A 24,787-nucleotide genomic window follows, 5' to 3' on the forward strand; every position below is an offset into this window, starting at 1 on the left:
GTCATAGCCGGGTTTTAAATCAGATATCGGCCACCGAGAACATCGTTTACACCCAGTTTAAAGCACCATGGCCTGCCAAAAATCGGGATATGGTCACCTACTCAAAGTACTGGGTCGATGAGCTGGGATTCACCATAGAAATCAAAAGCGCACCTGACTCATATCTTGCTGAACAAAATGGTTATGTTCGAATTCGCTCGGTTGATGCGACTTGGGAGTTACAAAAACTCACAAACGATACAACACTCGTGGAATACAAGGCGTTTGCTGACCCCGGAGGTCTATTGCCAAACTGGCTGATCAACAAACTCTCAAAAGAAAGTGCATGGGCGACATTTAGTAATTTAAGAAAAGAGTTACCTGAATATCAGCAATACTCTCATCCTCAAATAGATGAGTAAGCGTCGCTCTTCCCACTCGCTTTTTAATACGGTACATAATAACAAAAGGCGGCTTCAAGCCGCCTTTTTCTACGCAATGTGTTACTGCTGTGCAACCGTTACAGGTTTAGTTGCACCGCGGTAATCAAACTCAAAACCAATACCTTGGTCTGTCACGTCCATCGTCATACCACCAACAAGCTCGCCTTGTAAGCTTTTGACAACATCATCCGGAACCGGCTCCCCTGTGATTGACGACGCACTCTCTAACACTTCCAAAATACGCTCTGAATCAAAATCAAAGCTGAACAAGCCATTTGGAGAAAGTGATTGCGCCATCACTTCTTTGCTTGCTTCCGCAGCACTATCACCACTGTAAAGGGTGAAATGGTTTTCGTTTAGACGAGCAAACACGTCCACCTTCATGCCAGTATGCATTTCTAATAGGTCACTGACATTAACAGGTTGGTTATCCGGTTGAATTTGCAATTGAGCAAGTTCAGGAACGAACATTTGCGCAGTTTGAATAAGCATCATTGGATCATTGGCAGAAAGAGACAACATACCATCTAGCTGGCTAAATACTTCACCATGCTGAGCATTAGTATCTACTTTGATATCAAACATTTGCAGGCTTAACCCTTTAAGGCCATTAACCATGCCTGACCCCATGCTTACAGCGGCTGCTGGATTCTGGCCGCCCATCTCTTGCTGCATTTGTGTCAATAAAGAGCATTGATATTGAGGCTGGGTCAAGTCAGCCCAAATCTGACCAATCGATGGCGCTAGAGTATTAATGTCTAAACCAAGCGCCATACTAAAGAAACTCTTATCACTTTTAGACTCAGCCAATACACCACGAATCGACTTGAGCGCATCTAGAATCACTTTATTGTTGGACTCAACAACAAAAGAACCTTTAATGAACGCCTGATCGCCTTTCATCTTGTATTCTGCAAACGCGACGGACTGAGGCCAGTTTTCTGCAACTTGAGTGAGCTCAGTATGGCAGGCTGGTGAACGCATTTCCTCAATAGTTGGTTCAGGATCTATTGCATCCAACGTGCTGATTTGACGAGCAAACATATTGCCATCTTTCGTCGTCAAACCTTTAATCACTTCGCGATGATCAAAGTAACCAAAAGAGTTGTTGTTTTCACCGTATTTGGCTTGCAACGCCTCAAGGCGTCCACTGTCAGCAATATTTTGACTTGGTGCTTCAAGCCCTAATGCCATTTTAATCGGGTTTTGAACGCCCAGTTGCGGAACATCAACCGTTAACGTAAGCACGTTATCAACCACGGCTACAACCAAGCCAATACCGTCCTGCGGGTCAATTGAATCAGTCATCTCGTAACGACGATACTCGACGTCACCAAGCTTAACCAACTCATGCTTAGCGCCGCTCATCTGCTCTTCATGATCCAGTGTTTTCCATAACGCGGCAGGGTCTTCAATATCCACTTTGTACACCGGTACCATACCAATTGTGTACAACACAGGATTAATGTTTTCCCCGGTGCCCAAATAAGCTTTTAATGTTTCTGGCGACGCAGCACTCTCTAGGTACCCATCGAATAAGTTAACTGCAAACTGCTGTTGTGGAGACAGTGGTTCATCGGCAAAAAGTTCTGCAATCGAGCCTTGATTCGCCGTACCGAATGCGTTCATGTATTTATAATGGTTAAAAGGTTCTGTCTGATACGTCACCATAAGTGAATCTGCAGGAACTTGCGTTAACAGTGAGCCTGCATCACTTGTGGTAGTATTGTTTTGGTACAGGTAGCCAGCGCCCCCTGCAGCTGCGACCACTGCTGTAGCCAATAGTAGTTTTTTCACGACCAACTCCGTTGTCATAGTTATGTGTTCCTAAACGAAATGTAACGCTTAGGTTTAAAGCCAATGAATAGTGCTTTATATCAACCGCTATCATAAACAAGTTATCGATGTAATGAATGTCGGTTTGATAAATTATCCAACATTTATAAGGCAAACCGTGAAGTAAGTTGAATTGCGTGCGGATGCTATTGGCAATATTCACAATCCAATTTCTCGGATAACCGCCTTAAAAATCATAATATTCAGTTAAATGAAGCGATTTGGAGTAATTACGACCAAAATCAGCAGAATATTAAATCTTTATTGAGTCTTTTATCTAATATCTGAAAACGCCTCACGACCTGACACTTCTTTCCAATTTGCCTCTGGCAGTCCCTACTCGTTTTCCTTACATTCCTACTAACTCAGTGACGAGACGTATACCAAATACGAGCAATAGAAGACGATGAAAGACCAGTTGACGATCTCTATATCAACTATCAATGGCTCAAGACATTGGTACTTCAGTAAAAGGATGCAACGCAACATAAAAACGTTTTTCGTTTTTTTTGTTGTTGCTCTGGCCGCGACCGTAATCTTAATTCATCACTTGTACACTCGCGTTGATAATGCAGCGTTAAAACAAGCTGAATTGACAGAGCATTCACGCACCATGGGTGAAGAACTCAGCACACTGAAAACACTTAAATCAGAGCTAGAAAATGACCTTTCAGAACGTGAAGAACGGGTACAACTTGTTTCGGAACGTTTGGGGGAATTAGAGAAAGTGCTTGGGGTTGGAGAACATACCTCGACAAATAACTTGGATGCTAGGCTCGATGCGGCGGCGATAACCTCAAACGTTCGCATGGTGTTATTAAACCAAATACCAAGTGGCTCTCCAGTCGGCAAGGTACGGCTATCTTCCGGATTCGGTAAGCGTATCCATCCGGTGACAAAAGTTGCCAAGATGCATCGTGGGCTCGATTTTGCCGTAAATATCGGCACCAAAATTTATGCCCCCGCCGATGGGGTAGTGGAAGTCACCCGCCGCAGTAATAAAGGCTCTGGTAACTTCCTCAGGCTGCAACATTCTTTCGGTTTTTCGAGTTCTTATTCGCACTTGAAAGCGTTCAAAGTAAAAAGTGGTCAGTTCGTCAAAAAAGGGCAGCTGATTGCAATTTCCGGCAACAGTGGGCTCTCTTCTGGCCCTCACCTGCATTACGAGGTGCGATTTGTTGGGCGAGCACTGAATCCGAAACCATTTGTCGATTGGAGCCTTAATGATTTCGAAGACATTTTTACTAAGGAGCGAAGAATACGATGGGAATCTTTAATCAAAACAGTGGAACAACGAGTAGCTCAGCAGCTTCAACTCTCATCGCCAAAGGCTGTTCTCTTAGCGGAGAACTCAAAGTAGAAAACGATGTCCAGATTGATGGCATCGTCGATGGTCAAGTTAACGTGGAAGGCACTCTCGTTGTCGCAGAAAGCGGGCGAGTAAACGGTGAAATCTACGCTAAACAGCTGATCATTAATGGCATGATGGACGGAAACTGTCACGCAGAACACATTCAAGTACTTGCCAAGGGACGCGTAAGCGGTAGGATCTGGAGCAATAACCTCAGCATTGAACCTGGTGGCAAATTCTTTGGTGAAGCAGCCGAATTACCTGAAAAGGAAGTGGTAACGTTAAAGGGTAAGGCTCAAGACAGTGCGATCACAAAAGAAAACAACACCAACAATGAAAAGCGACTTGCGCGTAAATCAGCATAAAACGCTCTGATTAAAGTGCTTAAAAAAGACGGCTTTCACGCCGTCTTTTTTATTACTATTGCCACGATTTTCGTCAGAAACTACGTGATTATTCGGCCGGATTTAAAACCATCACCGAGCGTTTTGCTTGTGGACCAAAAGCTGATTTTGCATGCGCTTTCACTTCATCTAACGTCACACTCTTAGCCACTTTCTCAACGTCAAGCAACACATCGACGCCGTAATCATGCACCAAATAACGAGTATATGCCCATGATCTCTGTGCTGGGTTGTCATCCAATCCTTGCATCGCGACTGCCAGTTGTTTCGCGGCCGTATCCACTTCTTTTTGGGTAATATTTGACGCTAAACCATCAAACACTTTGCCCAGTTTACTCTCTAAAAGTGCCACGTCTTCGGGCTCAACTTGAGACTCCAAGAGCCAATCAGAGATGGGTTCGCGATCTTGTGTCATGGTGTAAATGCTCGGGCTGTAATCAAGGCTAGACTCTTCTCGCACAATATCCAAAACACGTGCATTACTAATACGTTGCAAAATATCTTCGATAACCGTGTCTCTTGCCGTACGTTGGTAATCGCTCGTATTAGTCAAACGCATTACATACAACGATGAAGGTTCATGCCCATCCGCAACCACAGTTCGCTCCGGCACTTCCGGGTTAAACGCAACGTGATAATCAATCGAACGACTCGGTTTCATTTCGATAGAGGCCACATACTTACGCAAAAGTGGTGTAATTTCTTCCGGCTCTACGTTTGCAACAATAACCATCTTAAAACCATCATTGGTTTTGAAAAGTTGCTCATGCACCGCTAGTACCTGCTCGGAAGTCACTTGTTCAACATCATCACTGGACACTATACGATGACGACTCCCCGGCAAATAAGAATTGCCGTTTGCTTTTTGAATCAGTTTTCCCATCGGTGATTCAAAAAAAGCGCCGCTCTGCTGTTTAAACTCTTGCTTCGCTGCTGCCATCTGGCGCTCGTCGACTTTAATCTCCGTCGCTAGGTTGTATAGTCCATTCAAAGCATCAGTTAGGTGCGTATTTGGCGCCGTAATTTGAGCTCCGTGACTGGTCGCATCAAGCATCGCGCCAAGCGCAATGTTGTTTTTGCGTAAGTAGCTATCTAGCTCTGAACCAGAAAATGCTCCTAACCCACTGCGTATTGCCGTTGTTGCTGCGATTTCATAAGCGGCATACAACGTCGGATCAACAGCGGCTTTACCACCTTGGCTCGCATAGTAAATATACGCTCGACCACCCGCTTTAGTATCTTTTTGGAACCACACTTCGATACCGTTTGATAGCGTATAGACTTGAAAACCACCCGCTTCCTGACGCATGCTCGTGATGCTGCCTTCCTGGGTAGGCTTTAAGAATCCATCCACTTTGTCATACATCTCTAACGGTTTTTCGCCAGTTTGAAGATAGGCACTGTTTAGAGCGGCAAATACACCATTGAACTGTTCTGACGTTTCGCTTTTCCCCAAACCAATAAAAAAGCTTGGCTGCTGAGATAACAAAGCCGTCAATTGTGTGTTAATGCTCTCTAAATTCTCGTTGTTGATGAATTCTGCCAAACTCTGGGCATAATTCTCTTTTGATTGGCTGACACTGTCTTGTCCAATTTGAAAAACACGTGCTTCTGCGTAACTGTTTGGCTTACGCTGACTCCAATCTGAATCAATATTTGCAAGTTCACCTTGCCAATTTGACATAACGCTATCTAACTCGGATTGAGTCGCACCATAATCTCTTAACGACGCCAAGGTACGAATGAAAGTCTGGTGCATTTGTTCGCGGCGATCTGGTGCAAACGAAATCCCTGCCGACATCATACGCTGATAGTTAGAGTAATAGGGCTCTGCATAAGCGTATTGAAAAGGTTCAGCGGCATCACTGAGTACACGGATCAAACGCTGTTGAATGAGTTGTGTTGCGACTTCATCACGCCACACTTCATGTTGTTGCTCAATCGTCGCGCTGCCACTTAGACCACGCTCAATCACTAAATGAAGACTTGGTGATTCCATCGTGTTACTTGGCAAGATTCTGTTTTCGTTGTTCACTCGAATATCACGGCGCTTCTCTATTACCGTATCCGAGGTACTTTCCCAGTTCGAGAACTTGCTTTTGATAATCTTGGACAGTGAATCTACGTCGATATTACCAGTCACAATCAACTCGGCATTTTGTGGCTGGTACCACTTGTCGTAAAACGCCTTTAACTTACTCGAGGAAGCGTTTTGAATCGCTTCGCGAGTACCAATTGGGTCATGTTCACCATACATAGTGCCTTCAATCGAGGCTTGGTAAGCATGCATAGAAAAGGACTTATCATCTGGATTAGCACGTCGCCATTCCCCAAGAATCACCCCTTTTTCTTTCTCTACTTGCTCAGGAGCAAACTCAAGTCCGTTACCGATATCTCTCATCCACTTCAGGGCATCTTCTAGCTTCGTATTATTCGCAAGGTCAAGTTGGTAAGACGTTTGCTGATAACTGGTAAAAGCGTTGATATCAGCGCCAAAGCTACCACCAGATTGCTCAAAAAGTTTGACAACGTCGTTACCGGTAAAATGTTCACTACCATTAAACGCCATATGCTCAACAAAGTGAGCGTAACCCTTTTGAGAAGATGTTTCTTGGAATGAGCCGATATTCATCACCAAACGGACCGAGACTTCTTGGTCTTCTGTTGGATAAAGATGGTATTTCATACCGTTCGATAACTGGTCCACGTGCCAGTTGGCGTCAGGTTGAATCGGCGTCGACTGTTGTATCAGAGCACACCCTGACACTAATAACGCGGGGACTAACAATATACTGCGCATAACGATTGCCCATAACAATGATTAAGCTAATCAATATATATCCGGTGCTATAACCTTCACATTTTTAATGGATTATCAGACACGCAAATGTGATAAAGATCACCATTTATTGAAATCAATTCTCATTTACAAAAATCGACAAATCCTTACTTTACAAATACATAAAAAATATCGTTCCAAATCCTTTTGCTTATTTGATGTAAAACTCAAATTCGCGACATGGAGTCAGTATTTATTTTGAGCAATAAAATATAATTATTGAACAGATTCGAATCTGACTTTCTGCTGCATATTCAACAGCACAGAGAGTACTGATGAGAATAAAAACACAACAACTATTATTCAAAGATCTATTATTCGCTTTATGTTCAAAAATCTATCACTAAAAAACAAACTGGCAATCTCTGCCAGTGCCGCCATCATTCTAGGGGGAGTGCTGGTAGAGGGGCTGTCTTTTCGAGATTCATTAAACAGGCTCGATGTCGAAGTCGCACAGCGACTAGAAAGCACTAGCGCATCTTACAATCAATACGTAAAGGACTGGCTACTCTCTAAAGAGCGCGCACTAACTTCACTCTCTTCTGATTCAGAGAAACGTTCTCTGGTTACGCATTTGAAACAAGTCCGAGACTCTGGCGCGTTCGATAACGTTTTCCTCGCTTACCCGGACGGGTCACAAGACAACGCTAATGGGGTGGTTTTGCCACCAGGTAATAACGATCCTCGCAAGTGGGGCTGGTACACCAACGCCATTGCCAATCCATCGAAAGTCTTTATGGATAACCCGACCGTTGCTGCTGCAACTGGTGCGAATGTGGTGTCGCTCGGTAAAGCCCTGCAATTGCATGGTCAAACCGTCGTTCTGGGTGCTGACGTAGAGATCGGTGATATCCTGAACAGTCTGAACCAAGTGATCCTACCGGGTGAAGGTTATATGTTTATTGCCAATGAACAGGGCAATATTTTCACTCATAACAACGGTAAACTGCTGAATCAACCGGTTAGCAAGCTAGGCCTCAACAACAACGACATTACGTCTGCCGCACGTTCAGGTACAGAGCGTCGCGTCTCTATTAACGGCACCGAATATGTGATTTACGCGCGCCACATAGAGGGTACCAAGCTCACAACAGTGACGGTGTTAGATCAAAACTCGTTGGTTGCCCCACTTTACGATGCTGTTTGGGATCAGATCATCGCAACCACCATCGTCGTCGTTATCTGCGTAGCTTTGTTTAATCTGCTATGTAACATCTTGTTCCGTCCGCTCTACAACGTTTCGAATGCGCTCGCACAAATCGCAAACGGCAGCGGCGACCTAACTCAACGCATCAAAGTAGAAAACCGTGACGAAGTTGGTGAGCTGGCTGAAAACTTCAACCAGTTCGTTGAAAGTTTGCAGCAACTTATTGGTCACATTCGTCACCAAGCGGAAGAACTGAGCCAACAATCGGAGCTGAGCACGAATCGCGCGAATCAATCGGTTTCCGATCTGAACCATCAGCAACAAGAAATCACGATGGTGGCGACCGCTGTGACTGAAATGGCATCGGCAACGCAAGAGATTGCAGCACATGCAGAGCAGACGGCTAAAGCCGCTCAAGACTCTTCAGCGAGCACACAAAATGGTCATGAGTTAGTGATCAACTCCAAGTCATCCATCAACAATTTGTCTTCTGAAGTCAACCAAGCGAGCGTTGTCATCGGCGAGCTCAACCAGCACGCGCAAGACATCTCAACCGTACTATCAACGATTCGAGACATCGCAGAACAAACCAACTTACTGGCTCTGAATGCGGCGATTGAAGCGGCGCGTGCAGGTGAACAAGGTCGCGGTTTTGCCGTTGTTGCAGACGAGGTTCGCGTGCTATCACAACGCACACACACCTCAACCGAAGAGATTCGCTCGACGATCGAGACTTTGCAGCAAACCACACAACGCGCCGTGACCATCATGGATACAAGCTCTCAGCTCGCGCAAGGTTCGGTGGAAGATGCAGATCGCGCAGCACTGGCTCTGGATGAAATCAACGCGGCCGTTGCGCTGATCAGCGATATGGCAACGCAAATTGCGACAGCCGCCGAAGAGCAAACGCACGTAACCAATGAAATCACGCAAAACGTCACGTCCATTAAAGATGTGACCGATCACTTGGTAGTTGGTGCCGAAGAATCGATGAATCAATCTGCTGAGCTGAAATCGCAAGCTGAGGATCTCAACTCGAAAGTGGCAACGTTTAAACTGGCTTAAACGCCACATTAAGGACGCTCTTAAAAACAACAAACCCCGCTAGCGACTTTGTTACTAGCGGGGTTTGTTTTTATGGATCGACGTTTTTACTGCAGATAGCTTTCGAAAGACGTAAACCTACACCGCCACACACATCGGCGTGCCTGAGATTGGGTCGTTAAATACTCTCGCTTGTAAATCAAACACCGATGCCAACATACCTTCTGTCAGTACCTCTTGCGGTGTTCCCTGCGTGACTAACTGACCTTTTTCCAACACCACCAAATGATCGCAGTAACGGCACGCTTGGTTTAGATCGTGCAGCACTACGACCACTGTTTTGCCTTTGTCGTTCATCTGCCTCATGAGTTTCATCAGCTCAACTTGGTGAGAGAGATCCAAGTAAGTGGTTGGCTCATCAAGCATCACTACGTCGGTATCTTGAGCCATTACCATCGCAATCCACGCCCTTTGCCTTTGACCGCCAGACAGCGATTCAACTGGCTTGTCAGCAAACTCAATCACGCCAGTATCTTGCATTGCTTGCTCGACTAAGGTCTTGTCTTGTTGACTTAACCGGCCCCAATGAGAGAGATAAGGCGAGCGGCCATATTCGACCAGTTTTCTGACGGTAATACCTTCAGGACTGACAAGAATCTGCGGCAGCAAAGACAACGAACGCGCCAAGCGTTTATCACCGTAGTTGCTTAGAGGTTTGTCGTCATACAATACTTGGCCAGAAGCGGGTTTATTGATGCGTACCAAGGTTTTTAATAGTGTCGATTTACCGCAACCATTTGGGCCAACAAGCGCGGTAATTTTACCTTGAGGAATCGACAAAGAGAGATCTGGAATGATGGTCTGTTTGCCGTACGCGACGGATAAGTTCTGCGTTCGTAACATGCTTACCAACCTCTATAACGATACAAAAGAAAAATGAAATATGGTGCGCCAATAACAGATGTCAGCACTCCCGCTGGTAGTTCAATTGGTGGCTGTAAGCCTCTCGCTAAACCATCGGCGCAAATCACCAACAAAGCGCCAAGGGTTGCAGCGGCTGGAATCAACAACTTGTGGTTGTGGCCAAACAGCAAACGCGCAAGATGCGGCGCAAGCAGGCCAACAAAGCTGATCGTGCCTGCCACAGACACACTGATACTCGCCAATAGCACGGCAGCAATCAACGCAAGAATTTGGATCTGTCTTGGTTTCGTGCCAAGTGTAGTGGCGCTTTCTTCTCCCAGTCCCATAACATCTAGCCGCCAAGCCAGCCAAAACGCCAATGGTAGTAGCAGCAATAGAGCACTCCAAATAAACGGCACTTGTTGCCAATTTCGTCCCCACAAACTGCCGGTTAGCCATACCATCGCCGTGTTGATTTCGATAGGGTGCACAATCAGAAGAAAATCGATACCGCTGGCTAAAAATGCGCTGACAGCAACACCAATCAGCGCCAAACGTGCTGGTGTTGGTTTCGACCAGTAAGCCAGCACAGCAATAAAGCCAGCAGCAAGCAAGCCTCCCGCCATGGCGACCATCGGCAACATTGCCACTGGCGCATTCGGATACAGCACCAAACAAGCGGTAGCGGCCAGTCCTGCTCCGGCGCTTATCCCCATTAAATCTGGTGAGGCAAGTGGATTACGGATGACGCCTTGAACTAAAACGCCTGACAGCCCCAACCCAGCGCCCACGCCAATGGCGAGCAACATTCTCGGTAATCGATATTGGTGAATCACAAAGTCCGAGTCAGAGAAAGAAAACAGCAATGCAAAAACCTGTTGAGCCGACATGTTCGCCGCGCCAACAAACAGCGTGAGAGAAGACGCAATCAGCAACAATCCAACTAATGCAAACAGTTTGGTTTGATTCATCATGATGATTTCCTCATTGCAATCGCGATAAAGCAAGGTGTGCCCAACAGCGCGGTAATCACGCCCACTGGCGTTTCAGCCGGAAAAGCAATCGCGCGTGATAAAGCATCTGACCACGTCACCAATGCCGCGCCACACAAGGCGGAAACCGGAATGAGAATGTGATAGTTGTGACCAACAATCGGGCGTACCAAGTGCGGCACTAACAACCCGACAAAGCCAATTGGCCCAGCAATCGCTACGCTAGTTCCTGCCAACAGCACAACCGCTAAACCACTGATAAATCGCGTAAGACGAATGTTACCACCTAGCCCAACAGCAACTTCGTCCCCCAACGCGAGTAAATTTAAGTTTCGCGCTAAGCCCATGGCGAGCACCAAACCTAAAGTCGCAAAAGGCCACAGTTGCTGCCACTGTTCAGAATCTACCGCGGAGAGTGAACCCGTTAACCAATGCAACACGCTGTAAGCCATGTCATCCGCCAAAATTACCGACGCACGAGTTAACCCTATCAGCAGTGCACTGATGGCAATGCCCGCTAGCACTAAACGCAATGGGTGAGAACGCGCGGAAAAAAAACCGCCCAACAACATGACCGCACCACCACTTAGTAGCGCGCCGAGTACTGCGTTGATGATTGGGTTCAATTGACTAAAGAATGGTACGCCGATGGACGCCAAGGCCATAAAACAAGCCGCACCAGCATTAATGCCGAGAATGGATGGCGACGCCAAAGGGTTACGAGTTAATCCTTGCATCAGCACTCCGGATACCGCAAGCGAAGCGCCAATTAATAACCCAGCATAGGCACGAGGCGCACGCAGCGTCGCGAGGATTTGATGCAGCATATTGCCCTCATCAAACGCAAACCAATAGCTTGTCAGATCATTAACGCTCAAAGAAAAGTTGGACCAGCCAATCATTGAGGCTGCATAGCCTGAGAGCGTACACAACGCCATAGCACAGACAAACAAGCTCGCTTTCCAATGCGATTTGCTAACCGAAGACGCGCTTTCCGAGCTTATCGCCGCACTCATGAGCGCTCCAATAACGCTTCAAGATTGCGGGCAATTTCTTCCGCAGCCAACATGCCGCGATTTAACGACCACAGTTCAGGAGAAACCTCAACAAGTTGCTGTTTTTTCGCAGCAGTTAGCAACTTAAACAATGGATTTTTGCGCCACTCATCCACAATATTTGGTTGAGAGTAAAGTCCAACTAACAACCAATCAGGGTTGGTTTTTAGTAAAAGTTCGAAACTGGTTGGGATATACGCTTTTTGCTCAGATGGAGCCAGCGGGCTTTGGATGCCCAGCATACTCAAAACGCCCCCAGCGTAAGAAGCCGGGCTATGCAACCACATCCCTTTGTCAGAAACCACACCAAACTGAATGGTTTCTTGTGTTGCAAAATGCTGTTTGAACTCCGCCATTGTCTGTTTGTGCTGCTCAATTCGTTGTGTCATTTTCGCTTGTTTGCCAATTGCCACGCCGATTTTGTGTGCGGATTCGAGATTTTCTTGATATGTCTCACCACGGCTTTTTAACAGCAAAGTTGGCGCAATTCGCTGCAAATCTTGATAAATCGCGCGATGACGTTCTGCATCAGCAATGATCAAATCCGGCTTGAGCACCGCAATCGCCTCTAAACTCGGTTGCGAGCGCATGCCGACCGATTGCCAAGGACCAACCTTGGCACGAACAGCAGGAATGACTCGTGTGGCATCGTTGTCATCGGCGACGCCTACAGGTGAGACATCGACTGCCGCTAATGCATCGACAAACGAAAATTCTAAAACCACAATACGTTGAGGTATCGCTTCTAGCTCAAAAGTGCCTTGCTCATCTTGCACGCTGCGCGCCTGAGAAAATGCGCTAAATGACATCAAAGCTGAGCTCAACAGCATCAGCAAAACGGTTGAAAAGTGTTTGATCGTAAATTGTTTTTTATTTTTCATCTTGCTTTTTTCCAGTGCTAAGAGTTTTCCATTACCTAAGATCGGCAAAGTCGCCAAGGTAAATTGGCGACTTTTCTTTTCAAACTCGGTGAACGAAACGCTTAAAACTGATAGTTCAGATCCAGTGTGTAAGAGCGTCCCGGAGCTGGGTACCGACCAACTGGGCTTGTATCAATCCCGCGGAAGTAATACTCCTCGTCAAACAAGTTGTTCACCGCAACATTCATGCGTAACTTGCCTTTGTCGTCTTTGTATAAATCTGTCCCCAAGTTGAAGTTCCACACCATGTAAGATGGTACTTTACCCGTTGCGCCAGTTGCATCTTCGGCACTGGTGTTGGCGTTATCGGTATACGAATCACTAAAGTAGAAGCCCGATAGCGTGGTGTCCATGCCGTAAAATGCGTAGGTTGCATCCCAACCAAGCTGATGCTTAGAGGTGTAAGGCAGTTGATTACCTTTATTCGCGCCTTCTTCTTCAAGCGTAGCGTCTAGATAGTTGTAGCTTGCGCCTAAACTCAGTGCAGGTAGTGCTTCAGGCACGTAACGAGCAGAAAGCTCTATGCCTTGGTGAAGTGTTTTTCCGATGTTATCGAAGGTCTGCGTTGAGCTTTGCCATTGCAATTGATCTTCAAAGTCGATGCGATAAAGTGCAGCGTTAAAGCTGGTCGCATCTTGGGTGTAACGCGCGCCGACTTCGTAGTTCCAAGCCAGTTCGCTACCTTCTTCACCCAAACCTCGGATGTAGGCAATTTGTGGCGCACGAAGTGATTTTTGCGCGTTCGCATACGTCACCCACTGGTCAGTTAAGTTGTATGCCACCGTCAAACCTGGCAACCATTCCGTCACGGTGTTGTCTGCCGTTTGTTTTTTACCACGATCGGTAAACGTCATTCGAACCGACTCAACACGCAACCCAGGCGTTACCTTCAATGTATCATTGAACAAACCAATTTCGTTGCTAACGTATCCAGCAAACGCGTCCGTATCTAGATGCCAATCACGCGGAACGCTGGTTGCACCACCGGCGATTGGAGTCTGAGTGAGTTTGTAGTCAATGTCTTCATTAACATAACGGGTACCCACGATCCAGTTTTGAGTAACGGATTTACCTTCGCCAAAGTACATCGCCATTTTTGGCTCTATACCATACACGGTAAATTCACGTGGAGAGGTACGAACGTCCGTCGCTGGCAGAGCCGGATCCGCCCAATGGCCACCCGCGCTGTTAAAGCCCCACTTGAAAAGACGCTCTGACTTATGGCCAAACGTTAGCACTTCTAGCTCGGCACTGTCGGCAAATGGCAAATCGTGGATGTACTTAACACTCCAGCGCGTCGACTTACCTTCATAATCATCGTAAGGACGTTTCGATTTGTGACGATCTTGCTCGTAATCTTGTGGCGAAAGTGCGCCCGGCATTTGCGTTTCAGCATCGTAACGTTGCAGGAATGCTTGAATCTCTTGAGTGTCACTCAATAGCCACTGTGCTTTAGCTTGAAAGTTCTTCACGTCCGTATCGGAATGTTCACGGAAGCTTTCACCTTTTAGGAAGTTACCTTCCAACTGCAGTGCAAATGTGTCGCTTAACCAGCCGCCCGTGCGTAGGTAAAAATCATTCAGCGGCGCATCACCGCCATCAAACACGGTAAGGCGGTTACTGATTTCAGTTTGCCACGTGTGTGGAATCGGTTTGGTCACTAAGTTGATCACACCACCGACGTTGTTTGGGCCGTACTGTACTGCGGCACCACCGCGTACAATGTCAATACGATCAAGCATCGACAGTGTTGCTGGGAAGATAGACTGACCAGTGTGACCATATGGCGCAAGTGTTAGCGGTACACCATCCATCAAGAACTGAGCATGACCGCTACGGCTTGCTTTCAAACCACGTACGGAAATGTTAGGCAATACGCCCGTTCCGCTTTCATCCTGAACTTTAATACCCGGCACGCGCTGTAGCGCGTTATCAATCGAGCCTGCGGCGGTTTTCTCGATTTGATCGCGGGTAATGACGGTACGAGCACCTGGGTACTCTTTGACGTCTTCAATTTCAGATTTACCAATCACGCTACCAGTGACAACGACGGTTTCCATCGCGGTAGTTTGTTCTTTCTTAGCAGGAGCGGCAACCGCGCTCATGGATGTGGCAGAAGCGATTGCAATCGCAAGCACACTGTAAGTGGTAGACAAACCAGCACGTACACGCACTTTACCATCCAAATTCTGGTAAGACATTAAGATCTCCTTTGCGAGAAATTGAGCCTCGGGCAGAATACATCCCGTAGGCTCTCGGGGCTAAACATCCTCAATATGAGGAAAAAATCGGCTAACAGGCGCTAACTACGCACAAAAAGCCTAGAACTGATATCCGTAGCTGAGCATGAACTCGGCTGGTGCGCCGTAGCCAATCTGGTTTAAGCCAGACGTGCCGTTTGTTGCGCCAAGAATGTATTTCTCATCCAAAATGTTGTAAGCGTTCGCTTGGATTTTGTGACGACCAGTGGTGTACGCCGCCATCAAATCCACCGTTGTGTAATCGCCAAGTGCGACGGCTTCGTCGTTACCTGCGTAACGGTCGCCCACGTACTTCACACCACCGCCTAAACGCCAGTTGTCATCCAATTGGTAAGTGCTCCAAAGAGAGAACAAGTGGTCTGATACATCGTTAGGCTTTTTGCCTGTGGCTTTGTCTTCCGCATCTAAGTAGCTGTAACCCACAGAGATGTCCCACTGTTTGGTGATTTGACCGCGAGCCTCTAATTCAATACCTTGGTGACGCACTTCAATTTTATCGATCACATCGCCGTCCACGTTAGTTTGTGGTTGCTCTTGATCAATCTGGAACAGTGCCGCATTCAACATTAATGCGTTATCCAAAAGGTACGCTTTCGCACCCACCTCTTTTAAGTCGGTGTGGAAGAATTCCGCCAATTTTGGATTGATGTAGATACCAGCGTACGGTAACTGCCAAGAGCGCGCTAAACTGGCGTATACGGATGTGTCGGAATTGATGCGGTATACCAAACCAGCACGGTAGCTGACTTTGTCATCATCCAATTTTTCCTTATCTGAGCCCGCTTTTTGTTGTTCGAGTTCCATCGAGTCGTAACGCACGTTACCGATCAAAGAAAGGTCACCCCACGTATAGACGTCTTGCACATACAAACCTGTCGTGGTGGTGGTATTGTCACGAAATGGCTTAAAGCCCGGATCAGGCGTTGGACCAACGACTGGGTCGTAGATATTTTGCGGAGGAAGCGTTTTGTCACTTGCCAACGTTAGGTCGATATCGATCTGGTTGAAATCAGCACCCACCATCAATTGATTGTCCCTAGTTTCCCAAACCAACTCAGATTGTAAAGTGGTCGTAGTACGTGGATCGTAACCAAAGTTGTTGACGGTTTGAGACACTTCATTACCCGTCACTTTGCCCTGACGCGTGCCTTTTTGCTCAAGTTCGATATGGTTGAACGCCGCTCGGTTGTTCCATACCCATTGATCATTCAGACGCCATTCGTAATCCACCGCAATACGGAGACTGTCTGACTCCTGATAGTCGTTTGTGCCGCCAAAGTAAGTGCTTACTGGCAAATCAACTGGCTTGCCATTTTTTGATGGCACACCACGATACGGCACTAGTTCTTGATGGGCGTATTCCACGTCAATATCAATGGTGTGACCGTCCGCTGGTAACACACGAATGGTCGGTGCAATGAAGAAATCGTTTGAATCAACATGATCAACGTACGAGTCGGCTTGACGGTATTCCAAGTTAATACGCCCGTTGACCTTATCTGTAAACGCCATTGAGCTGTCGACCTGACCAACATACTGGTTGTTGCTGCCTACACTACCGTTTACGTGAGTAAAATTCTCACCGTTAGCGCGTTTCGTCACCAAGTTGATGATGCCCCCAGCCGAACCGCGGCCATACAAAGCACCCGCAGGGCCTTTCACAATTTCAACGCGTTCAACGTTCGCTAAGCTGCGGTAAGACTGCAACGTACCGTCATCTCGCAAGCCATCACGGTACATATCGTTGAGTGAATCAAAACCACGGATCATGAACTGATCGCGGCTGCCTTCGCCCAAGGTGTTATTGACCCCGGCTACCCCATCTAGCGCATCCACTAAACGCACCGCGCCTCGGTCTTGCATTTCTGTTTTCGTTACTACGGATACCGCTTGTGGCACATCAAGCCATTCCACATCGGTTTTGGTGCCTGATTGAGGCATGTGTTCAGCATAACCTTCGTACTGATGACCGAAGACTTGAATCGTTTCAGTTGCTGATGAGGTTGAGTTCGTCTCTTCTGAAGCCACTGCGCTTGGTGCTACTAATGAAGAACCAATCGCGACCGCCAAGGGGGTCAGGGTCAATAATTTATTCATTCCATAATTCCGTTTAGTTGTTATAAAGCCAACGGATGGAAATAAGAACAAATATTATTTCTATTTGCAATATTAATTTTATGCTCTATATTTATTTACCCTAAAAACACAACTAACAACAAAAAAAACCAAATATCATAACAATAAATACTAAAACTTCTGCCCTCCGTCTCGAGAGAGGCACATTGGAAGACGACCGTGAGCGACTTTATCAACGTTAGAAGAAAATGTTAGAAAATTAGGAAAGCTCATGAAATCTACGATGATTATCGTAAGTCATGTCGTTAACGATGCAGTCACTCACGGCTTTGTGCCTGCAGCTAAAGCGATGGACCTTCACGTCGTTCTTATCACCGACCATAAGCTCAGCCATTTAGAGTTGGCGAGTCATGATAGTCACTTTAATCCGGATACCATTCTAGAATGTGATGTCTTCAACCCATTAGAACTCATCGAAACCATCACGGAGCATGAATTAAAGCCAGACGCTATTTTCAGCAATAGTGATCACTTACAAACTTCCACCGCCATCTGCGCGCAATTTTTTGGCCTCCCATCCAAAGATTGGTCTGTCACGTTAAAGGCCAAAAACAAACACTTAACTCGACAAGTGTTAAATGAAAAATCCTTACCCAACACACAAAGCTGTTTGCTGCATCGCCATTCGAATGTGGCATTAGGCATGGCCTTCCCTGTCGTAGCAAAACCCAAAGAAGGCGTGGCAAGTTTAGATGTACAGCGCTGTGACTCCCAAAGCGAGCTCGATGCTTACTGCGAGGCGTTTTGGCAAAAGCACCCAAACGCCGCCATTCTGGTGGAGCAGTTTCTTCAAGGACCGTTGGTTACGCTCGAAACTTTAGGAGACGGTAACCAACTTATCGCCGTGGGCGGTTTTGATGTGTCGCTCTCTGAGCCGCCTTACTTTATCGAAACCGCCGCAGACTGGAACGGACCAAACGGCATTGCTCACCGAGAAGCTTGCTTGGCTCAACTGAAAGCGTTCGGCGTTGGTTTTGGAGTTTGCCACAGCGAATTTATTATTACGGAAAATGGCCCGGTTCTGGTGGAAATTAACTACCGCAGTATTGGAGATGGCCGCGAATTCTTGCTCAACAATCTCGCTCCCTTCGGTTGGTTTAGCACGATTTTGGGTCTGCATCTGGGTCGAAGATTGGACGGCGATTACCAAATTCATGGGTCAGCGCACGTGCACTACGTAGTTGCGGAACACAGTGGTGTGATTGACGGAGGTTCGACGTCGTTCATCCAACACGATGACGATATCATCACCCAGCAACAGGTACTAAAAACCGCTGGAGAACACTTCCAACAGAGTTATTCCAATAAGGATTATCTCGCCCGAATTTCGATTGTCTCACCATCAGGGCGAAACCTCGACCAAGCGCTGCAGAACGCGCTTAGCAATTTCGATCTCGCTCCGACTCGTGAGGTGGCAGCATGAATGACAACGCTTTGTATCTAACGCAACGATTGATCGACACTTGCTTGCGCGAAGACATGTTTGGCATTTTGTCGAAGGCCAAGTTCAGTAGAGACGCGCCAAAAGGGGTAATTGTTCCTCAAGACGAGCAAGTCTGGCTGATATTTGCCAACTCTGATTTCACGTTGTATTTACCTGTTGCGCCAACGTATTACATGCAGCACTGGCGCTACGGTCACGCCAATGACGAAACACCACCAGGTTGGTGGGTGGAGAAAAATGGCCAAGTCGAGCATCAACAGCATTACAAAGAGTGGATTGCGCTACTAACGACACTGGCGCACGAGAGCTCTCACGAGTTGCTGGCGGGATACCTTCAAGAACTGGAATGTGCAGAGAAACACAAAGCGCTGTGTGACCAAGCGTTTCATCATCATGCAGACCACATTTCTCAACCAATATCCGAGCTTGGTTCTTGGCATCAAAAACTGCTGCTAGCCGACCAGATCGCTTCTTACCTTGACCATCCGTACTATCCAACTGCGCGGGCGAAGTTTGGTCTGAGCGATGAAGACCTTGCTAAGTACGCGCCCGAGTTTGCACCAAGCTTTGCTCTGCATTGGATTGCGATTGAAAAATCACTGGTAACATTAACCAGCGGACAACCTGATTGCTGGCCAACCATGGAGCAAGTGGGGCTTCCTGCTGATTTTGCACTGAGCCACGTTCTGTTCCCTGCACATCCGCTCACCCTGCGATCTTTAGAAGCCTTACCCGAAGGTGTGATAGAAGCGCCTTTAACGTATCTAGACGTGACGCCGACGCTTTCCGTTCGTACTGTGGTCGTCAACGAGGCACCGCACATTCACATCAAGGTTCCGCTGATCATGCGATCGCTAGGCACGAAAAATATTCGCTTAATCAAGCCTTCAACACTGTATGACGGCCACTGGTTTGAACGCCTACTCAGCCACCTTGAACAAACGGACGCCGATTTAAACAGTCGCTTGTTCCATTGCAACGAAAAACACGGTGGACACATCGGCGAGGATAAAACCTTCGCGTACATCGTACGTGAGTACCCACTTACTCATTGCGAAGACAAAGCGTTAGTTCCGGTTGCAGCACTAGCAAGCCCAATGCCTGACGACCGCTTGTTCTTAGAACATTTGGCAGAACATTACTATCAACAAGATACGCTGGCGTGGTTCCAAGATTACGTCGATCTATTATTCCAAGTGCACCTCACCTTGTGGCTTCGTTATGGCATCGCATTGGAGTCCAACCAGCAAAACGCCATCATTGCATTTGATCAACAGGGCAAAATGACGCTCGCGATGAAAGACAACGACGCGGCGCGAATTTGGCCAGAGCGCTTCCACTTTGCAACAGAGCATGCAGCCCAAAAACACGGCGCAAAACTACTTCCAGTGGATTGCGATGAACTGCTCGACCAACGCATCAAAGTCGACAATGAATTGGCGCTCGGTCAGATGTTTACCACCATCACACTGCAACTGGATATCGCAGCGATTGTAGAATCTATGGCAGCGAAGGGCATTGCCTCTTCAGCATCGCTTTACGCCATCGTGGCCAAAAGCATTGCAGAGCAACTCAACCGATTGGAAGGCGAAGGGTTAGAGACAAAACTGGCACGCGAGTTACTGCAAGAGGCGCCTGATTTGTACGCCAAGTACTTGTTGAGCTCTGGCAGTTTGCTCTCGAAAGAAGCCTCCGGCGCGAGTGACATCAATAAGTTCTATGGTTTGTCGGCTCCGAACTTCTTGCTGCTTTCTAACGAAGAAGCGCAACGCGCCTACTTAGAAGCCATCAAAAAAAGCGTACGTTAAACGATTATGACCAAACTCATCTACAGTGTGTTGTTGTGCCACTTTATCGCTGCGTTTGCCGCGTTAGGTATGCCGCTATTTCTACCCGTCGTGTTGCCAACGTTAGGCGCAAGCATTGATGCGGACTGGGCAGGGGTATTGTTTATCCTACCTACGTTTTGTACTGCGTTGGCGGCGCGATTTTGGGGCAACTTTGCCGATCGCTACGGTCGCCGCCTCTCACTCTTGCGTGCGCAACTTGGCCTTGCAGCAGGGTTTGCGCTGTGCGGCTTGGCAGACAACCTCGCCATGTTTGTGTTTGGTCTTATTGTTCAAGGAACCTTTGGCGGCACCATGGCCGCCTCGAACAGCTACTTATCTAGTCAAATTAAAGAAGCCAAAACACTCGGCAAGTCACTCAATAAAACCCAACTATCTGCTCGCTTGGCGCTGATCGTTGCGCCCATTGGGCTCGGCTGGAGCTTGTCAGAGACCAACCCGCTCAACGCGTACCTGTGGTTATGCGTTTTGCCTTTAATTGCTATGGGCATCACGCTAACACTGCCAGCGGATAAACCCGCCGACCAAAACCTCGAAAAGCCAAACTCAGAACCTCAGCAAGAAAAACCGGTTGCACAGAAAAACGCAATGCATGCCATTCGTTGGATCTTCTTTGCTCAATTCGGGTTTGCGTTTTCTATGGTGGTGACCTTTCCTTACTTCTCGCCGTTTGTGCAGCAATATGGCATCACTAACCACGCATGGATCGGTTTTTTGTACGCACTGCCGCATGGCGTCTATCTGTTGCTGGCAGGAAAAATTCACGTGTTGTCAGATGGGTTGAATCGCCATCAACCGCTGCGCACGTTGTGGCTTGGGTTTGCATTGCTTGCCGTGAGCTCTGCCTTGCATTTGATTGCGTCCGAAACCGCACTCATTGCTGCGAGAATTATCTTCGGCATCGCGATGGTGTGTTGTTATCACGGATTGCATCAGCATCTTGCGAGCAATCTGGATCGCAAACTCAGTGGCAAAGTATTTTCTCGCTTTGATGCCATGTCCAAATGGGGTGGCGTGGCAGCGGGATTTTGCGCTTCTTTCATTTCTAGCTTGGGGCTACTTGAGGTTCCTTTCCTACTTTCTGCGATAGTCAGCGTAATCACCTTGATCGCGCTGGTTCTCCATTCAAAATTTGGAAATCAACATGTTACAAACTCAATCCTCTCAGACTAGCGAGTTGCGCGCGCATGAGGTGCAGCTCAATCGTGAGAAAGCCCAACTCAACACGATAATGGGTGTTCTTAATTGTTACTTACGTGAATTTGCACTGCCGAATCAACAAGTGGAATGGCACTACCAATCAACATCGCTACCCCAAACGTTAAAACGCAACTATTCCGCCAAGCAGCAGGTAGCCGTTCATCTTTCTCAACAAAATGGCGTGCTGGTTTTGCCGATTCACTACGCGAGCAAACTGGGCAAAATCAAATTGGCAGAACTGCCGTGGGCGAAAATGCCGGGATCTGGTTGGGCGAAATTGGATGCCACGCAAACTCTTACGCTTTTGCTTAACTATCTCAAGCAGGTATTGGCGATCCCATTTAACCATGAGCTGATCGAACAACTGGAAAATAGCGTGCTGGTTACCGAGCAGTTTCTCAACGTCGCGCCCAAATCGCATCACAACGAGTTTATCGCTTCGGAACAGTCTCTGATTTGGGGGCATACTTTCCATCCGACCCCAAAAAGTCGTTCGGGCGTCACCATGGATGATCTCTTGGCGTTTTCTCCAGAAGTCGGCGCGCAAGTCCCGCTGTACTGGTTTGAAGTGGATACGTCCTTACTTGATGTGCTGAGTTCCGACGGAGAAGCTAACCCTGCTCAGCACATGCTACAACAGCTCGCGCCACAACACGCCACCAGCAATGGGAAGACCCTCTACCCTTGTCATCCTTGGGAAAGCTACACCATTTTGAGCAACCCAAGCGTGAAGCGTGCCATTGAACAAGGCATGATCACGCCACTGAGTTTAGGTGGTGAAAAGATGCAGCCGACCTCTTCAGTTCGTACCCTCTACCACCCAGATATGGATTGGTTTGCGAAATTCTCCATCAACGTACGATTAACCAATTGCGTGCGCAAAAACGCGTGGTACGAACTCGACAGCGCCGTGCAGCTCACGTCGATTCTCAAACCAATTCGAGAAAACGAACAGCTGCACAACCCCGTATTTAAAGTGATGACAGAGCCTTACGCCACCACATTGAATCTAGAAAGTGTCGCTGAGCGTAATTGGGATGACAACACCAAAGCGCGCGAATCGTTTGGGATTTTGTATCGCGAAAATTTCTCGCTGAGCGAAGTCGATATCTTAAAACCAACCCTCGCTGGCGCTCTGTTTGCTTACGACAAAAACGGCAACAGTTGCATTGCTCAACGCCTTAAAAACAAAGCGCGTACTACGCAAAATCGCTATTCCGACATCGCGACACTGTGGCTTGAGCGCTATTTGCATTGCCTAATTCCGGGCGTGTTTAATTACTACTTCAAACACGGGGTGGCGTTTGAGCCGCATTTGCAAAACACCTTGATTGGCTTTGAGCAAGAGATGCCGTGTTGTGTTTGGATTCGTGATTTGGAAGGCACTAAATTACTGCCAGAGTTCTGGCCAGCAGAAACATTAACTGATTTGTCTGAACGCGCGCGACAATCGGTTTACTACAGTCGCGAACAAGGCTGGAATCGCATCGGATACTGCACCTTTATCAACAACATCAGCGAAGCGATTTTCTTCATCGCAGAAGGTGATGAGCCACTAGAGCAAACGCTATGGAATGCGGTGCAAAGTGCCATTGTGCGTTGGCAATCAGTGAATGGAAAACAGCCGGAACTAGAAGCGTTGCTGAATGGCGGTCACTTCCCGAGCAAAAATAATTTCACCACGCGTTTGATGCAAAAAGCCGATAAGGAGTCGGGCTATACCCAAGTCGCCACGCCTTGGCAGCAACACGAAAAAGGAGCGCAACATGTCTAATTCCCTCTCTCTACCGACACGCGTTAGCCAACAAGTTCACACACTCGCACAGCAGCAAAGTCAACCCTTGTGCGCATACGTGTATGACCTAAGCGCCTTAGAAGAACACATCAAACAACTGCGTCACGTTTTGCCGAGAAATGTCGAGCTATTTTACGCAGCCAAAGCCAATCCATCGGGCCCGATTCTTAAAACGCTCGCGCCGTATGTCGATGGTTTTGAAGCGGCATCTGGCGGGGAGTTGACACACCTCCACCAGCAACAACTCGATAAGCCATTGATCTTCGGTGGCCCCGGAAAAATGCTAAGTGAATTGCAACAAGCGATTGAGCTTGATGTTGATGCAATTCATGTCGAAAGCCTCACCGAGCTACAACGCATTGGAGCACTATCCGAGCGCCTCAACCGCCCTGCTTCGATCTTTTTGCGTATGAACATCGATATTGGCGACATCACGCTCAGCAAGTTGGCGATGGGTGGCAAGCCGACTCCATTTGGCTTGGACGAGTCCGAGCTGAGTAATGCTTTGATGTTGCTGCGCGATTTCCCGCAAGTGTCACTCAAAGGCTTCCATTTTCACTTGATGTCGCATCAGCTCGATGTTGAACGTCACTTAGCGTTAATGCAGCGCTATTTCCAAGTCGTGAAAACGTGGCAGCAGGAGTTCGAACTCAGTGAGCTGATGATCAACTTGGGCGGCGGCATGGGGATTAACTACCAAAACCCTGAGCAACACTTTCCGTGGATGGAGTTTTGCGACAAGTTGGAATTCCTCATCGCCAAAGAGCAAGTGCAAGACTGGACACTGCGTTTTGAATGCGGACGTTTCATCACGGCGGCATGCGGTTATTACGTGATGGAAGTACTGGATATTAAGCAAAATCTTGGCGAAAACTTTGTCATCGCGCGCGGAGGAACTCACCACTTCCGCACGCCAGCGGCGCAGAGCCATGATCATCCATTCGTCATCCTGAAAAGCGAGCAACACCATGAGATTTCTCATCCAATTCAGCATGCACAAGCGACCTTTGTCGGCCAGCTTTGTACGCCCAAAGATGTGCTGGCACGCAATCAACACGTCGCCCACGTCGATATTGGTGATTACGTTGTGTTTACCTTAGCGGGCGCCTATGCGTGGAACATCTCCCATCAAAACTTCTTGATGCATGAACCGCCGATCTTCCACTATTTTTAAACGGCATACTTCGCTTT

Annotated in this window: 17 protein-coding genes; 9 read left to right on the forward strand and 8 right to left on the reverse strand. The window is 47.5% G+C overall.

Annotation, left to right across the window (positions count from 1 at the left end):
- The coding region (locus tag R7Z41_RS11375) for an START domain-containing protein (protein ID WP_318136363.1) at positions 1–401 on the forward strand (401 nt) is incomplete at its 5' end.
- An 81-nt stretch (positions 402–482) separates the two neighbouring features.
- Here the strand turns inward: R7Z41_RS11375 and R7Z41_RS11380 are convergent.
- Positions 483–2,237 (reverse strand): hypothetical protein, encoded by a 1,755-nt coding sequence (locus R7Z41_RS11380; protein ID WP_225477264.1) that lies wholly within the window; start codon positions 2,235–2,237, stop codon positions 483–485.
- Positions 2,238–2,664: 427 nt separating this feature from the next.
- On the opposite strand from R7Z41_RS11380, the gene R7Z41_RS11385 reads away from it, so the two are divergent.
- Positions 2,665–3,618, forward strand: a complete 954-nt coding sequence (locus tag R7Z41_RS11385; protein ID WP_053307982.1) for a M23 family metallopeptidase — start codon at positions 2,665–2,667, stop codon at positions 3,616–3,618.
- Positions 3,522–3,974: a polymer-forming cytoskeletal protein gene (locus R7Z41_RS11390; protein ID WP_213895980.1), complete on the forward strand. Its 453-nt coding sequence runs from the start codon at positions 3,522–3,524 to the stop codon at positions 3,972–3,974. Before R7Z41_RS11385 ends, R7Z41_RS11390 begins: the two co-directional genes overlap by 97 nt.
- Positions 3,975–4,062: 88 nt before the next feature.
- On the opposite strand, the gene R7Z41_RS11395 is transcribed toward R7Z41_RS11390, so the two are convergent.
- Positions 4,063–6,813, reverse strand: coding sequence for a M16 family metallopeptidase (locus tag R7Z41_RS11395; protein ID WP_151515257.1), 2,751 nt, complete (start codon positions 6,811–6,813; stop codon positions 4,063–4,065).
- Between the two features lie 364 nt (positions 6,814–7,177).
- Between R7Z41_RS11395 and R7Z41_RS11400 the strand changes: the two genes are divergently transcribed.
- Complete coding sequence (locus R7Z41_RS11400; protein WP_025768674.1) at positions 7,178–9,064, forward strand: methyl-accepting chemotaxis protein; 1,887 nt, start codon at positions 7,178–7,180, stop codon at positions 9,062–9,064.
- A gap of 117 nt (positions 9,065–9,181) precedes the next feature.
- Here the strand turns inward: R7Z41_RS11400 and fecE are convergent, their stop codons facing one another.
- The 6 genes from fecE to R7Z41_RS11430 all read right to left on the reverse strand — a co-directional run bounded on the left by fecE (position 9,182) and on the right by R7Z41_RS11430 (position 17,271).
- A complete protein-coding gene (fecE, locus tag R7Z41_RS11405; protein WP_005383457.1) occupies positions 9,182–9,946 on the reverse strand; it encodes a Fe(3+) dicitrate ABC transporter ATP-binding protein FecE in 765 nt (254 codons plus the stop codon).
- 2 nt (positions 9,947–9,948) lie between these two features.
- Entirely contained in the window at positions 9,949–10,920 is a 972-nt protein-coding gene (locus R7Z41_RS11410; RefSeq protein ID WP_005383459.1) for a FecCD family ABC transporter permease, read from the reverse strand.
- Positions 10,917–11,876, reverse strand: coding sequence for a FecCD family ABC transporter permease (locus R7Z41_RS11415; RefSeq protein ID WP_370687806.1), 960 nt, complete (start codon positions 11,874–11,876; stop codon positions 10,917–10,919). The genes R7Z41_RS11410 and R7Z41_RS11415 overlap by 4 nt, the downstream gene beginning before the upstream one ends.
- 74 nt (positions 11,877–11,950) lie before the next feature.
- Positions 11,951–12,874: a Fe(3+) dicitrate ABC transporter substrate-binding protein FecB gene (locus tag R7Z41_RS11420; RefSeq protein WP_225477262.1), complete on the reverse strand. Its 924-nt coding sequence runs from the start codon at positions 12,872–12,874 to the stop codon at positions 11,951–11,953.
- A gap of 101 nt (positions 12,875–12,975) precedes the next feature.
- Entirely contained in the window at positions 12,976–15,114 is a 2,139-nt protein-coding gene (gene pvuA, locus R7Z41_RS11425; RefSeq protein WP_203345548.1) for a TonB-dependent receptor family protein, read from the reverse strand.
- 120 nt (positions 15,115–15,234) lie between these two features.
- Positions 15,235–17,271 carry a TonB-dependent receptor gene (locus tag R7Z41_RS11430; protein ID WP_033906633.1) on the reverse strand — a complete coding sequence of 679 codons (2,037 nt, stop codon included), beginning with the start codon at positions 17,269–17,271 and terminating at the stop codon, positions 15,235–15,237.
- Positions 17,272–17,521: 250 nt separating this feature from the next.
- On the opposite strand from R7Z41_RS11430, the gene R7Z41_RS11435 reads away from it, so the two are divergent.
- Genes R7Z41_RS11435 through R7Z41_RS11455 form a run of 5 tightly spaced genes read left to right on the forward strand, consistent with a single transcriptional unit; the run spans position 17,522 to position 24,770 of the window.
- Entirely contained in the window at positions 17,522–18,733 is a 1,212-nt protein-coding gene (locus R7Z41_RS11435) for an acetyl-CoA carboxylase biotin carboxylase subunit family protein (protein ID WP_005383468.1), read from the forward strand.
- Entirely contained in the window at positions 18,730–20,562 is a 1,833-nt protein-coding gene (locus R7Z41_RS11440) for an IucA/IucC family protein (RefSeq protein WP_203345546.1), read from the forward strand. The genes R7Z41_RS11435 and R7Z41_RS11440 overlap by 4 nt, the downstream gene beginning before the upstream one ends.
- Positions 20,563–20,568: 6 nt before the next feature.
- Complete coding sequence (locus tag R7Z41_RS11445; protein WP_005374702.1) at positions 20,569–21,774, forward strand: MFS transporter; 1,206 nt, start codon at positions 20,569–20,571, stop codon at positions 21,772–21,774.
- The gene (locus R7Z41_RS11450) at positions 21,746–23,575 is read left to right on the forward strand and encodes an IucA/IucC family protein (protein WP_225477258.1); all 1,830 of its coding nucleotides are present in this window, start codon (positions 21,746–21,748) and stop codon (positions 23,573–23,575) included. Before R7Z41_RS11445 ends, R7Z41_RS11450 begins: the two co-directional genes overlap by 29 nt.
- Positions 23,568–24,770, forward strand: a complete 1,203-nt coding sequence (locus R7Z41_RS11455; protein ID WP_318136364.1) for a type III PLP-dependent enzyme — start codon at positions 23,568–23,570, stop codon at positions 24,768–24,770. Before R7Z41_RS11450 ends, R7Z41_RS11455 begins: the two co-directional genes overlap by 8 nt.
- Positions 24,771–24,787 lie beyond the last annotated feature (17 nt).

The sequence above is a fragment of the Vibrio sp. 1457 genome (assembly GCF_033340195.1).
GTDB lineage: Bacteria > Pseudomonadota > Gammaproteobacteria > Enterobacterales > Vibrionaceae > Vibrio > Vibrio alginolyticus.

What these genes read in the sequence shown, in the direction of transcription:
- R7Z41_RS11440 (WP_203345546.1), top strand. Translation starts at nt 18,730, where the DNA reads ATGAATGACAACGCTTTGTATCTAACGCAACGATTGATCGACACTTGC.
- R7Z41_RS11435 (WP_005383468.1), top strand. Translation starts at nt 17,522, where the DNA reads ATGAAATCTACGATGATTATCGTAAGTCATGTCGTTAACGATGCAGTC.
- R7Z41_RS11410 (WP_005383459.1), bottom strand. Translation starts at nt 10,920, where the DNA reads ATGATGAATCAAACCAAACTGTTTGCATTAGTTGGATTGTTGCTGATT.
- R7Z41_RS11380 (WP_225477264.1), bottom strand. Translation starts at nt 2,237, where the DNA reads ATGACAACGGAGTTGGTCGTGAAAAAACTACTATTGGCTACAGCAGTG.
- R7Z41_RS11415 (WP_370687806.1), bottom strand. Translation starts at nt 11,876, where the DNA reads ATGGCGTTGTGTACGCTCTCAGGCTATGCAGCCTCAATGATTGGCTGG.
- R7Z41_RS11390 (WP_213895980.1), top strand. Translation starts at nt 3,522, where the DNA reads ATGGGAATCTTTAATCAAAACAGTGGAACAACGAGTAGCTCAGCAGCT.
- R7Z41_RS11455 (WP_318136364.1), top strand. Translation starts at nt 23,568, where the DNA reads ATGTCTAATTCCCTCTCTCTACCGACACGCGTTAGCCAACAAGTTCAC.
- R7Z41_RS11430 (WP_033906633.1), bottom strand. Translation starts at nt 17,271, where the DNA reads ATGAATAAATTATTGACCCTGACCCCCTTGGCGGTCGCGATTGGTTCT.
- R7Z41_RS11445 (WP_005374702.1), top strand. Translation starts at nt 20,569, where the DNA reads ATGACCAAACTCATCTACAGTGTGTTGTTGTGCCACTTTATCGCTGCG.
- pvuA (WP_203345548.1), bottom strand. Translation starts at nt 15,114, where the DNA reads ATGTCTTACCAGAATTTGGATGGTAAAGTGCGTGTACGTGCTGGTTTG.
- R7Z41_RS11450 (WP_225477258.1), top strand. Translation starts at nt 21,746, where the DNA reads ATGTTACAAACTCAATCCTCTCAGACTAGCGAGTTGCGCGCGCATGAG.
- R7Z41_RS11385 (WP_053307982.1), top strand. Translation starts at nt 2,665, where the DNA reads ATGAAAGACCAGTTGACGATCTCTATATCAACTATCAATGGCTCAAGA.
- R7Z41_RS11395 (WP_151515257.1), bottom strand. Translation starts at nt 6,813, where the DNA reads ATGCGCAGTATATTGTTAGTCCCCGCGTTATTAGTGTCAGGGTGTGCT.
- R7Z41_RS11400 (WP_025768674.1), top strand. Translation starts at nt 7,178, where the DNA reads ATGTTCAAAAATCTATCACTAAAAAACAAACTGGCAATCTCTGCCAGT.
- R7Z41_RS11420 (WP_225477262.1), bottom strand. Translation starts at nt 12,874, where the DNA reads ATGAAAAATAAAAAACAATTTACGATCAAACACTTTTCAACCGTTTTG.
- fecE (WP_005383457.1), bottom strand. Translation starts at nt 9,946, where the DNA reads ATGTTACGAACGCAGAACTTATCCGTCGCGTACGGCAAACAGACCATC.